Source organism: Acidovorax radicis N35, assembly GCF_000204195.1.
Lineage (GTDB): Bacteria > Pseudomonadota > Gammaproteobacteria > Burkholderiales > Burkholderiaceae_C > Acidovorax > Acidovorax radicis.
This window is the reverse complement of the sequence record NZ_AFBG01000022.1, coordinates 99,728-111,524: the sequence shown is the minus strand read 5'-3', so window position 1 is coordinate 111,524 and position 11,797 is coordinate 99,728. Positions and strand designations below refer to the sequence as shown.

Annotated in this window: 7 protein-coding genes; 3 read left to right on the top strand and 4 right to left on the bottom strand. The window is 65.7% G+C overall.

The genetic code is table 11. From position 1 onward, the window contains the following. Positions 1-327 precede the first annotated feature (327 nt). From ARADN35_RS0120580 to ARADN35_RS0120570, 3 genes are all read right to left on the bottom strand, one after another. On the bottom strand, positions 328-1,452 hold the full coding sequence (locus tag ARADN35_RS0120580) for a DUF72 domain-containing protein (RefSeq protein ID WP_029414242.1): 1,125 nt from the start codon (positions 1,450-1,452) through the stop codon (positions 328-330). Positions 1,453-1,493: 41 nt separating this feature from the next. Next, positions 1,494-1,904, bottom strand: coding sequence for a hypothetical protein (locus ARADN35_RS0120575; RefSeq protein ID WP_010465564.1), 411 nt, complete (start codon positions 1,902-1,904; stop codon positions 1,494-1,496). Positions 1,905-2,137: 233 nt separating this feature from the next. After that, positions 2,138-3,793 (bottom strand): IPTL-CTERM sorting domain-containing protein, encoded by a 1,656-nt coding sequence (locus ARADN35_RS0120570; protein ID WP_010465562.1) that lies wholly within the window; start codon positions 3,791-3,793, stop codon positions 2,138-2,140. Between the two features lie 364 nt (positions 3,794-4,157). Here ARADN35_RS0120570 and ARADN35_RS0120565 point away from each other — a divergent pair, with 364 nt between their 5' ends. The 3 genes from ARADN35_RS0120565 to ARADN35_RS0120555 all read left to right on the top strand — a co-directional run bounded on the left by ARADN35_RS0120565 (position 4,158) and on the right by ARADN35_RS0120555 (position 8,675). Then, positions 4,158-6,527, top strand: coding sequence for a Tex family protein (locus tag ARADN35_RS0120565; protein WP_010465560.1), 2,370 nt, complete (start codon positions 4,158-4,160; stop codon positions 6,525-6,527). 71 nt (positions 6,528-6,598) lie between these two features. Further along, on the top strand, positions 6,599-7,426 hold the full coding sequence (locus tag ARADN35_RS0120560; RefSeq protein ID WP_010465558.1) for an HDOD domain-containing protein: 828 nt from the start codon (positions 6,599-6,601) through the stop codon (positions 7,424-7,426). A 49-nt stretch (positions 7,427-7,475) separates the two neighbouring features. Further along, the gene (locus ARADN35_RS0120555) at positions 7,476-8,675 is read left to right on the top strand and encodes a patatin-like phospholipase family protein (protein WP_010465556.1); all 1,200 of its coding nucleotides are present in this window, start codon (positions 7,476-7,478) and stop codon (positions 8,673-8,675) included. Positions 8,676-8,707: 32 nt separating this feature from the next. Here ARADN35_RS0120555 and ARADN35_RS0120550 read toward each other — a convergent pair whose 3' ends face one another. Then, a complete protein-coding gene (locus ARADN35_RS0120550; RefSeq protein ID WP_010465554.1) occupies positions 8,708-11,542 on the bottom strand; it encodes a bifunctional diguanylate cyclase/phosphodiesterase in 2,835 nt (944 codons plus the stop codon). Positions 11,543-11,797 lie beyond the last annotated feature (255 nt).

Below are 11,797 nucleotides of genomic sequence, written 5' to 3'. Positions count from 1 at the left end.
CTAGACGATGCTCGCTAAGTCCCCCCCAAAAAATCACCGGGCAATGACGTGATCGTGCCGGCCTTTCTTTCAATAGGCCCGAGCAACTGCGATGACTTGTTCTCGGTCGTATGGCCGTTTGGGCCTGTCTGCCTAAGGCCTGATGCCTGGGCAGTACAGTCGGGCGTTTGGAGTCACGCTGAGCGAACACAACCTAGGGCGTTTCCCCCAAAAATTCGGATGAAAATTGGCCCTGACGCTTATGGTGCGAGTGCTAGCAGCTATGAATATGTGAGTAGCTGGCTGCACAAAGCTGGCTGCGGCTTCGGGCCTCCATCGTGCCCACTTTCAAACGCCTGGACGTCCCTGCCGTACATGCGTCGCCAGCACCGCAGCCACTTCTTCTGCCACGCCCCGCACCGTCAGCGGCGCGCAGCCCTCGGCGTGGTTGCTGATGGTCACAAACGCGTTCTGCCCCCGGCGGGTGATGCCCGCAATCACGCTGGCAAGCTCGGCGCGGGTTGGCAGGTCGGGGTGGTGCAGGCGGTCATACGGGTCGTACAGCCGTTCCGCCTCTTCATAGCCATAGGGGCCGTGCACCGGGTTCAGGTTCCAGCGGCACACCAGGGGGCCTGGCCACAGCGCGCGCAGCATGGGCAGCTGTTGCTGCAGTGGCGGCATCTTGGCGTGCAGGCCCAGGCAGTAGGTGGCACCGGCTTCGCGCAGCACGGCGGCAAAGTCGGGGGTCAGCCATTCGGGGTCGCGCACTTCCACCGCAATCACCCCATCGGGCGCCGTGGGCGCGAGGGCTGGCAGGGCGAGCAGCATGGTGCGCAGGCGCTCCAGCAGCAGCGGCAGGCGGTCCAGCTGCGCCAGCGGCAGCGGGCTGAGCTGGAACACCAGTGCGCCCAGCTTGTGCCCCAGGCCTTGCAGGGCAGGCTCCACACACTCGCTGAGTGCCAGTTCGGGGCTCAAAAATGCCGGGTTGGCCTGGCGGCCCCGGCCGTCTTCGCTGCGCACCAGGGCGTCGGTCACCACACTCGGCGCCTTCACCACAAACCGGAAGTCGTCGGGCGCCTGCGAGGCGTAGCGCTCGTACTGGCTGACGGTGAGCGGCCGGTAAAAGCTGCGGTCAATGCTCACGGTGCGCATCAGCGGGTGCTGGGCATATACCGCCAGGCCTTGCTTGGACAGTTGCGTGTCGGAATGTTCGCCCTCCCACACCAGGCCTTTCCAGCCGGGGTAGGTCCAGCTGGATGTGCCCAGGCGTAGCTGCGGGGGCAGGGTGGTGGCAAGGGCGGTGAGCGCGCCGTCGGGAGCCATGGCGGTTACTTGGCTGGAGCGTTTGCGCTGGGCAGGCGGTGCGGCGTATTCTGCGGCTTCGGGGGCATCGGCTTTGGTGGGCCGGGTGGAATGCCGGGAAGGCGCGGGAGGTGTCGGGGCTTCGGGACTGCCGAACAGATCGTCTTGCATGCGGCGGGCAGGGCGGGTGGGTGAAGGGCGGCTGCGCGGGGTCACAACCCCGAGAACAACCCGCCCTCGTTCAGCAGCTCGTACGTGATCTCCGGCCGCTGGTCCATGCCCTTCTTGATGGCGGCCGGGATGGCCTGGCGCGTCTTGCGGCACAGGCCGCGCTGCTCATGGACCAGGATGGTGATGCCGCGCAGGGTGCGCACTTCGTTGGGGCTGGGGGCGATGGTCAGGCGCAGGCCCAGCTGCTGCTCCATGCGTTCCTGTATGCGGCGCAGGTCGTTCAGGCTGCTGACGTTTTCCAGCCGCTGCAGCAGCTTTTTCTCTTCGGCCTGGGTGAGCTGCAGGATGCGCGTGTCGCCACCGGGCGATTGCAGGAGGGCGTCCCGGTCACAGACACAGGCGCCGGGCGGGCATTCTGTGCGGATGGGGAAGGAGAGGGAGGGGGCGTCCATGCAGGGGCGGGGGCTCGGTGGCCTGCGCATTTTAAGAGCGCGAGGGAAACGTTGTCGCTCGGTCGCCTCGTTCTCGCTGGATCCAATGCCGGGCAGTGGCTCACGCGCGCGACCCATCAGGTTGAAGGAAGGCTTTGGCGGCAGGCTTCAATACCGCTGCCAGAAACGACTAGCGCGCCCAGAAGGCGCGCCAGTCGAGTCCCTGCCGATGCAGTTATTTCAGACGATGCAGATCAGCGAAGGTTGCCCCGCTTGCGTTGCAGCCACACCGAGCCCATGAGCGCCAGGCCCAAGAGCATCATGGCGTATTCGCTCAGGGTCGGGATGTTGCTGATGGGCCCTACGCCCCGGGTGATGGTGTAGAAGGCTCCGGTGGTGAAATTGCCGTCACCCACCGTGGGTCCGCCCAGGAGAGAGCCACCGGCATTGATCGTATTGTCGTCATTCACGTCCAGGCGCAATGTGCCGCTGCCTGTTCCTGTATTGACGGTCACGGTGTAGACGGCGCCTGCGCCACTGACGCCGGTGACGGAGGCACCTGCGATGGTTCCGGTGGATGTCAGCACAAAATCCGACGCATCCACGCCGGTGACCGGGGTCGTAAAGGTGACGGTGTAGTTGACCGACGCCGCTACAGTGGGGTCCGCATCGGCACGAACAATGGATTGCACGAGCGGGCAGCCATCGGTACAGCCAACGACTTCAAAGACCCCCCCGCCTTGTGGAAGGCCCTCGATCACGATGCCCAAGCGGTAGCTGCCCGTTTGCTGGATCCCCAGCAGGAACCGGACGTCGATGGAGGCGCCTGCGGCCAGAGGGGTGCCCAAGCTCACAGCCCCGACGGACATGGTGGAGTTGAAGCCACCGCCGTTGGGTTGCGAAGGCGGTTGCTCTAGCGTGGTGCCTTCCACGGTCACGTTGCTCGTGCCAGAGCCGCAGGGCGCGCGGTCTACGGTGACCACCACGCTCGAAGATGTGCGGGGGCGCAGATCCGCAATGCCGGAAGGAGCGGGGAACGTCGTCAGGTCAATGATCTTGAAGCGCAGCCGCGTCAGGTTGCCACCACTCGTATTGGTGAAGGTCCGGCGGACGTCCAGCGTGCCAAACGTGGAGTTGTTGGCGGGGTCGCTCGTCAAGTCCCGCACCGAGTTGGGCGGCGCTGGCGCGGCCACACAAGGGTCGAGCAAGGCGGGGCTGACGATGCTGCCGATGACGGGGCTGCTCAGGTTGGAGGGCGATGGTGCCCCCAGCCGCTGTCCGGCGCCTGCCGAGGTACCGTTGGTATCTACAAAATAGAAATCGGTGGCGTTGTTGTTGGTATCGATGGCCACGCCCGTGGTCGCGCAGGCCGTGAAACTGGCGATGGCGCCTTGTTTTCCACAAATGTCGCGGGTAAACGAATAGTTGATGGAGAAGGGGGTCAATGCGGAATACCCCGTGCCTTCCTTGTACAGCGTGTTGGCCTCCGACGTGGAGCCCACGGCATCAAGGCGGTTGGCCAGCAAGAACTCGGCGGGGGTATTGCTGCTGAACAAGGCAATCCCGGCATTGTCGGGAATGTCCGTGACGTAGGTGGCGTCGCCCGTGGCCGTTGTGCCATTGCCAGCGGGGTAGCCGCCGATGGAATAGGCACCGCTGTTGGTGCACAGGTAGTGCCCGTGGGCGGGGATGACCGTGCCATTGGGGACGGAACACCGCAGCACGCCATCCGACGCTGCAACGCCGTACCCGGTACCGGTGCCGGTGGCGACTACGGTCAGTGGTGCAGCAGTTTCGTTGTAAAGCTTGATGAATTCATCATTGGCGCCACTGGGGCCGCGCACCCGAAATTCCCCGATGATCAGTGCAGAAGCCTGGGGCGCTGCGATGCACAGCAGGATGAAGGCCATCGCACTGAAGCGGCGACGCACCAAAGCAAAAAAACTTCGAACAAGACAGTCGAATCTCATACATCCTCCGGCACAAAGTGCGTGGTTTAAGGCCGCAAGTGGATGTGTAAATGAGAAAGGAGGCTGTCTACCAGTTCACATACAAAAGCAATTTTTACGGGGCTTTTACAGGATGCGCCTTATCTGTAGCCCGCGCAATAGGTACAGGCCAGAAGGGGGCCAGTTGCATTGCGGTCATTTCTGAGGCTTTTGAATATCGGCCCGGTGCGTCCATCCGGGCTATTGCGCCCGTGTAGCCCGAAATGCCTGTGGCAAACTCGCGCGCTTCGCGTATTTTTTCGAGTTTCAGAGAGTTCGCCCACCCATGCAGCAGATCGTCCGGCAGTTGGCCGCAGAAATCAAAATCAGTGAACAACAGGTGCGCGCAGCGGTGGAGCTGCTCGACGGTGGCGCCACAGTGCCTTTCATCGCCCGCTATCGCAAGGAAGTGACGAATGGGCTGGACGATATCCAGCTGCGCGAGCTGGAAGCGCGCCTGTCCTACCTGCGCGAGCTGGAAGACCGCCGTGCCGCCGTGCTCAAGAGCATCGACGAGCAGGGCAAACTGACCGACGCTTTGCGCGCCGCCATCGCCGCGGCCCCCACCAAGCAGGAACTGGAAGACCTCTACCTGCCTTTCAAGCAAAAACGCCGTACCAAGGGCCAGATGGCGCGCGAATTCGGCATCGAACCCTTGGCCGACAAGCTGTTTGCCGATCCCACGCTGGACCCTGCGGCCGAGGCCGCCGCCTTCACCAAGCCCCCCGAAGTGCTGGACGATGGAAAGACGGGCGCCGATTTCTCCACCGTGCCGGCCGTGCTCGACGGCGTGCGCGACATCCTCTCCGAACGTTGGGCCGAGGACGCCGTGCTGGTGCAGTCGCTGCGCGAATGGCTGTGGGCCGAGGGCTTGCTGCGCAGCAAGAAGGTGGAGGGCAAAAACGAGAACGACCCCGAGGTTTCCAAGTTTCGCGACTACTTCGAATACGACGAGCCCATTGGCCGCGTGCCATCGCACCGGGCGCTGGCGGTGTTCCGGGGCCGTGGGCTGGAGATCCTGGAAGCCAAGCTGGTGTTGCCCGTCGAGCCCGAGCCCGGCAAGCCCAGCCTGGCCGAAGGCAAGATTGCCCTGCACCTGGGCTGGAGCCACGCAGGCCGCCCGGCCGACGACCTGCTGCGCAAGTGCGTGGCCTGGACTTGGCGCGTGAAGCTGTCGCTCTCGACCGAGCGCGACCTGTTCGCCCGCCTGCGCGACGACGCCGAGAAGGTCGCCATCAAGGTGTTTGCCGACAACCTGCGCGACCTGCTGCTGGCCGCACCTGCCGGGCCGCGCGTGGTGATGGGGCTGGACCCGGGCATCCGCACCGGCGTGAAGGTGGCCGTGGTGGACGACACCGGCAAGCTGGTGGAGACCGCCACGGTGTACCCGCACGAGCCCAAGCGCGACTGGGACGGCTCTCTGTTCACGCTGGCCAAGCTGGCCGAAAAACACGGCGTGAACCTGATCGCGATTGGCAACGGCACGGCCAGCCGTGAGACCGACAAGCTGGCTGCCGACCTGATCAAGATGGCCGCCAAAGCCGAGCGCGCCATCGAGAAGGTGGTGGTGAGCGAAGCCGGTGCATCCGTCTATTCCGCCAGCGAATACGCGTCGCAAGAGATGCCCGATGTAGACGTGAGCCTGCGCGGTGCGGCGTCCATCGCCCGCCGCCTGCAGGACCCTCTGGCCGAACTGGTCAAGATCGACCCCAAGAGCATCGGCGTGGGCCAGTACCAGCACGACGTGAACCAGAGCGAGCTGGCCCGCACCCTGAGCACGGTGGTGGAAGACTGCGTGAACTCGGTGGGCGTGGACCTGAACACGGCCAGCGTGCCGTTGCTCAGCCGCGTGTCGGGCCTGTCGGGCAGCGTGGCCAAGGCCGTGGTGCGCTGGCGCGAGGCCAATGGTGCGTTCAAGAGCCGCAAGCAGCTCATGGATGTGGCTGGCCTGGGCGCCAAGACCTTCGAGCAAAGCGCGGGCTTCCTGCGCATCCGCGGCGGCGAGAACCCGCTGGACATGACCGGCGTGCACCCCGAAACCTACCCCGTGGTCGAGCAGATCATGGAGAAGACCGGTAAGCCCGTGGCCGAGATCATGGGCCGCGCCGACATGCTCAAGACGCTGAAGCCCGAGCTGTTCGCCAACGACAAGTTCGGCGTCATCACCGTCAAGGACATCCTGGGCGAGCTGGAAAAGCCCGGCCGCGACCCGCGCCCGGACTTCAAGGTGGCGCGCTTCAACGACGGCGTCGAGGACATCAAGGACCTCAAGGAAGGCATGATCCTGGAAGGCACCGTGAGCAACGTGGCCCAGTTCGGCGCCTTCATCGACCTGGGCGTGCACCAGGACGGCCTGGTACACGTGAGCCAGCTGGCGCACAAGTTCGTGAACGACGCACGCGAAGTGGTCAAGACCGGCGACATCGTCAAGGTCAAGGTCATGGAGGTGGACGTGGAGCGCAAGCGCATCGGCCTGTCGATGAAGCTGGGCGACGCGCCACCGCGCCAGGGTGGCGACCGGGGCGCGCCGCGGGACAACCGCTTCGAGGGCGCGGGCCGGGGCTACGCCCAGCCCCAGCGCCGCGCGCCCGAGCCCACACAGCAGTCGGCCATGGCATCGGCATTTGCCAAGTTGCAACAGGCCAAGGGCCGTTGACCGATTGGGGCGGGATTGCGGCGGTATGGGGGCCATAATCGCCAGCAACCCCAACTCTGGTGCCTGACCCCATGGAGCTGAACGCACTGCTCGCCCAACCCGTGGCTCTGCCCAGCCTTCCGCGCACGGTGGCACTGCTGATGAGCGAGCTGGCCCATGAAGAACCCAGCCTGCGGCGCCTCAACCAGCTTTTTGGCACCGACCCGGCACTGGCCGGGCGGCTGCTGGAGCTGGCCAATTCCCACACTTTCCAGGTACCGCGCCAGATTGCGGGCATCCCCGAAGCGCTGACGCTGCTGGGCATGGCCCAGGTGCGCGCGCTGGTCACGTCGGCGCCGCTGGGCACCACCTCACGCTCCGTGCCTGGGGTGAACATGCAGCAGTTCTGGCGCTACAGCCTCAACACCGCCAAGCTGGCGCGGTCGCTGGCGGGCATCGTGCACCAGAACCAGATCGCCGCGTACACAGCCGGCCTGCTGCATGCGCTGGGCGAACTGGTGATTCATCTGGCCGACCCGGAGAAGGCCCAGTCGGTCAACACCCTGGTGGCGCCGTTCGACCTGCGGCGCGGCAAGATCGAAGAACGCATCTTTGGCTACGGCTACGGCCATGTGACGGCCGGGCTGGCACGCCGCTGGCGGTTGCCGGAGGTGGTGGTGGACGCCTTGCAGCACCAGAGCGCGCCGTTTGACAACAATGCCTACGAGCCCCTGGCGGGCGTGATCCATCTGGCCGCCTGGCGTGCCCGGGCCCGCGAGGCGGAGCTGGGCGAAAAGGAACTGGCCGTGTCCTTCCCCGGCGAAGTGGGCCTGGCGCTGGGGCTGGACATCGACATGGTGCTGCAGCAAGACCCTATCGACTGGACAGCGAAGCCCGAGGCTGCCGACTACGTGGTCTGAGAACCGGTTCTGAGGACGCAGCCCTTGTGGCTTTGCGAAAATTCCGCCCATGAAAGCCCTGCGCATCCATGCCGGCCCCCGCGCCCGCCAACACCTTGAAAACCACGGCCTGCAGCCCGGCGATGTGGGCGTGATCCCTGCTGCAGCCGGAGGGCCGAAGGGACTGATCCTGGGGCCATTGGACCGTTTCATCTTTGGTGAATGGCTGCCCCAGTCCAGCCAGCCGGTGCACCTGGTGGGCGCCTCGATTGGTGCCTGGCGCATGGCCACGGCCTGCCTGCAGCAGTCGGTGGCGGCCTTCGAGCGGCTGGAGCACGACTACATCCACCAGAACTACGACCTGCCGCCTGGCAAGAAGCGCCCCACGGCCGCGCATGTGAGCGAGCGGTTTGGCCAGAACCTGCAGGCGTTTTACGGCGGGCGCATCGACGAGGTGCTGAACCACCCGCGCTACCGCCTGCACATCGTCACCTCGCGCGGGCGGCATCTGCTGGGGCGCGAGCACCGCGTGGCCACGCCGCTGGGCTATCTGGGCGCCTTTCTGACGAACACGGTGCACCGCAAGGCGATGGGGGCGTGGCTGGAGCGGGTGGTGTTCTCCTCGTCCGATGCGTCCAGGACCTCCGCCGAGGGGGCGGGGGCTGCGTGTGCTGCATTGCCCTTTGGCACCTCGGACTACCGCACCCGCCAGGTGCTGCTGCACGGCGGCAACTTCATGCAGGCGCTGCAGGCCAGCTGCTCGATTCCGTTTGTGCTGCAAGCGGTGCACAACATTCCGGGTGCGCCCCGTGGGGCGTATTGGGACGGCGGCATCACCGACTACCACCTGCACCTGGCCTACGGCCGGCAAAAACAGGATGCTATTGAATTAATAGCTGATGGCGCTTATCCATCCAGCGCTGGCGGCCAAAAAGACTTAAATTCTGGACCCACTGCATCGCCCGGCCTGGTGCTGTACCCGCATTTTCAGCACCGCGTGGTGCCTGGCTGGCTGGACAAGGGGCTCAAGTGGCGCCACCACTCCACGCCCGCGCTGGACAACATGGTGGTGCTGTCACCCAGCCCCGATTGGGTACAAAGCCTGCCCAACGCCAAGCTGCCTGACCGCAACGATTTCACCCACTACGGCGCCGACGGCGCCGCACGCGCCAAGGCCTGGTTTGCGGCCACGCGGGCCAGCCAGCAACTGGTGGACGAGTGGCAGGCATGGCTGGCGCGGCCGGACATGAACGCCGTGCAGCCTTTGTAGGGGCCACGGACCGGCCACGCGCCCAGAAGTACTCAGGTCGATGCAGGCCGCCGTGCCGCCTCCTGCACGGCCCGGGCCGCGTGGCGGGCCGCGTGTTCCCGGGCCCAGGTCAGCACCTCGTGTGCCGGCATCGGCCGCGCAATGCCAAAGCCCTGGGCGCGCTCGCAGCCCAGCTCCAGCAGCCGGGCCGCCTGCGCGGCCGTCTCCACGCCTTCGGCCACCACATGCCGGTGGAAGGCGGCGGCCAGCGCGACGATGGCGCTCACGAGCGTGAGGTCGTCGCCATCTTCCAGAATGCCGCGCACGAACGACTGGTCGATCTTGATCGTCTCGGCGGGCAGGCGCTTCAAGTAGGACAGCGAGGAGAAGCCGGTGCCGAAGTCGTCCAGCGCAAAACGCACCCCCAGCGCCTGGCAGCTTTGCATCATGTGGCGCATGTACTGCATGTCTTGCAGGGCCGCAGATTCGAGGATCTCCAGCTCCAGGCGGGTGGGCGACACCTCGGGGCAGGTGTGCAGGATGTCCTTGAGCCGCTCGACAAAATTGGGCCGGTGGAAATGGGGCGCCGAGATGTTCACGCTCACCTCCCACAGCATGCCGGCGTCCGTCCACTGCCGCATCTGCGCCAGGGCCTGTCGCAGCACCCATTCGCCCACTTCCACCTCCAGTTCGGCATCCTCGATCAGCGGCAGCACATGCTGCGGGCCCAGCAGGCCCTGGTCGGGGTGTTGCCAGCGCAGCAGGGCCTCCAGCCCCAGGATCTCGCCGGTGCGCAGGTGGATCTTGGGCTGGTAGTGCAGCACCAGTTCGCCCGCATGCAGCGCCTGGGCCACGCGGGTCTGGCGGGTGTGCTGGGTCTGTACGGCGTGGTCCAGCTGCACGTCGAACACATGCATCTGGTTGCGGCCAAAGCTCTTGGCCTGGCACATGGCCTGGTCGGCGTGGCGCAGCAGGGTGTCGGGGTTGGCGTCGTCCTGCGGAAACACGGCCACGCCCACACTCACGGTGGTGTGCAGCACGCGGTCGTCAATGGCGTAGGGGGCGGCCAGCTGTTGCATGAGCACGCCCACGCGCGCCTCGATGGCGGGCACATCGGGCAGTTCGCCCAGCAGCAGCACGAATTCGTCGCCCCCCATGCGCGCCACGGCGTCCTGTGGCGTGATGAAGGCACCCAGGCGCCGCGCGGTTTCCTTGAGCAGGCGGTCGCCCACGCGGTTGCCATGGGTGTCGTTCACGGTCTGGAAATGGTCCAGGTCGAGCATGCACACTGCCAGCAGCAGCCCCTTTTGCCGTGCCACGAAGATGGCATGGGTCAGGCGCTCGGCCAATGCGGCGCGGTTGTACAACCCGGTGAGCGGATCGTGCCGGGCATGCCACGAAATCTGGTGGCGCAGGTTGCGGGTTTCGGTCACGTCGCGGAACACCAGCACGCAGCCCACGGCCATGCCGTCGCCCTTGCGGATCGCCGACGCGGTGTACTCGATGGCGTAGCGTTCGCCCGAGCGGTGGATCAACACCTCGTACGTGACCTGCTGCAGGGCGCCGGGCACGGTGTCCCGCTCGGCGGCCGAACTGGCGTTGCGGCTGGCAAGCTCTTCGTACAGGCGAAAGACGTCGTCCAGCTGCCGCCCCAGGGCCTGGTCGGCCGTGAAGCCGGTCATGAGCTGTGCGGCCTCGTTGATGGTTTCGATGCATCCCGAAAGGTCGGTGGTGATCACCCCATCGCCGATGGAGGCGAGCGTGACCTCAGCCCTTTCTTTCTCTGCGCGCAGGGCCTCCTGAGCGCGTTTGCGTTCGGTCACATCGACCAGGGTGCCGATGGTGCCGGCCAGCGTGCCCCGGGTGGTGGTGAAGGGGGCCTCGTAATAGGCCATGTCCCGTGGGGGCTGGTGGTTGGCGGGTTGCACGCGGATCTCGTTGTCCTGCGCCTGCGCGATCTGGGTAGAACGCTCGGGCGACAGCTCCTCCGGATACGCCGGTGGCGAGGCCTGTGCACTGCCTGCGCTGGCAGGTGCGTGAAAAATTCGCTGCCAGGCACGGTTGACTTCGAGGGTGACGCCGCTGGCATCCCGCACGAACACCGGCAGGGGGAGGGCGTCGATCAGCTGGCGCGTGAAATGCAGTTGCTCGCTCTGCTGGTGCTGGGTTTCGCGCAGCGACAGCACCAGCGACTGGACCTTGCCCGCCATGTCATTGAAGGTGGCCGCCATGGCGCGCGATTCGAGTGTGCCCGTGACCTCCATGCGCGTGTCCAGGCGGCCCTGGCGGAACGCATCCGTCGCTTCGGCCAGGCGGCGCAGCATACGGGCATTGGCCCGAAGCAGCAGCGTGAGCAGAAACAGGATGGTGAAAATATTGAGCGCCGAGATGCGCAACTGCACTACCACCGTGCTCCAGACCTGGCTGACGAGGGGCGCTGCTTGCAACGTCACCGTCAGGCGCCCAGGCGGCCCGCCATCGGCCAGGGCCTGACCGAACTGCTGCGAGGGTGGCGTGATGTTGACCCATTGGGCAAACCAGTCCGGTGCGGTGGCGGCCATGCGGGGCGCCCGGGCTTCGGTGGGGGGCTCGTTGCCCACTTGCCATTTCAGCGAATGGATGCCCGGCCCGAAGCTGGCAAGCCCTTGGCTGAGCAGCGTGGCCTGGGCTTCGCGGTGGGAAGGGGGCAGGGCCACCAGCGAGGGCAGCAGTGCATCGGCCGCGCGCCGCAGTTCGGTGGCGGCGTGGCGGCGCACCTCATCGGTCTCCGTGGCCACAAGGTAGTGATAACGCACTGCACTGACCAGCACGATGATCAGCGCGATGGGCACATACAGCCGGGGATAGGTGCCCCGCAGGAGCCAGGTGCTGAGATTTCCGGTGCGCATGGACAGTGGCCCTCCCCCTTGGAACACGCTCCAGTACCCAGGGTAATAAATTGTTAATTAATTGTTGATTGGTCGGAGTCTAGCGCGTAGTGATGCGCGTCGGATGGGTTTGGACAGCGCAATCCTGCCCGGTGTGGTGACAGCAGGAAGGCCAGTGTGGGGAATGGGGAACTGAGCGCGCCGGACGCTCCGGCGTCGCATCTCGACCCTCAAATATCGCCGGTGTGCTTCGAGCCTGATAAAAGTCTTTTTGGA

Coding starts and splice junctions, on each gene's coding strand:
- ARADN35_RS0120580 (WP_029414242.1), bottom strand. CDS start 1,452: ATGCAAGACGATCTGTTCGGCAGTCCCGAAGCCCCGACACCTCCCGCG.
- ARADN35_RS0120575 (WP_010465564.1), bottom strand. CDS start 1,904: ATGGACGCCCCCTCCCTCTCCTTCCCCATCCGCACAGAATGCCCGCCC.
- ARADN35_RS0120570 (WP_010465562.1), bottom strand. CDS start 3,793: ATGGCCTTCATCCTGCTGTGCATCGCAGCGCCCCAGGCTTCTGCACTG.
- ARADN35_RS0120565 (WP_010465560.1), top strand. CDS start 4,158: ATGCAGCAGATCGTCCGGCAGTTGGCCGCAGAAATCAAAATCAGTGAA.
- ARADN35_RS0120560 (WP_010465558.1), top strand. CDS start 6,599: ATGGAGCTGAACGCACTGCTCGCCCAACCCGTGGCTCTGCCCAGCCTT.
- ARADN35_RS0120555 (WP_010465556.1), top strand. CDS start 7,476: ATGAAAGCCCTGCGCATCCATGCCGGCCCCCGCGCCCGCCAACACCTT.
- ARADN35_RS0120550 (WP_010465554.1), bottom strand. CDS start 11,542: ATGCGCACCGGAAATCTCAGCACCTGGCTCCTGCGGGGCACCTATCCC.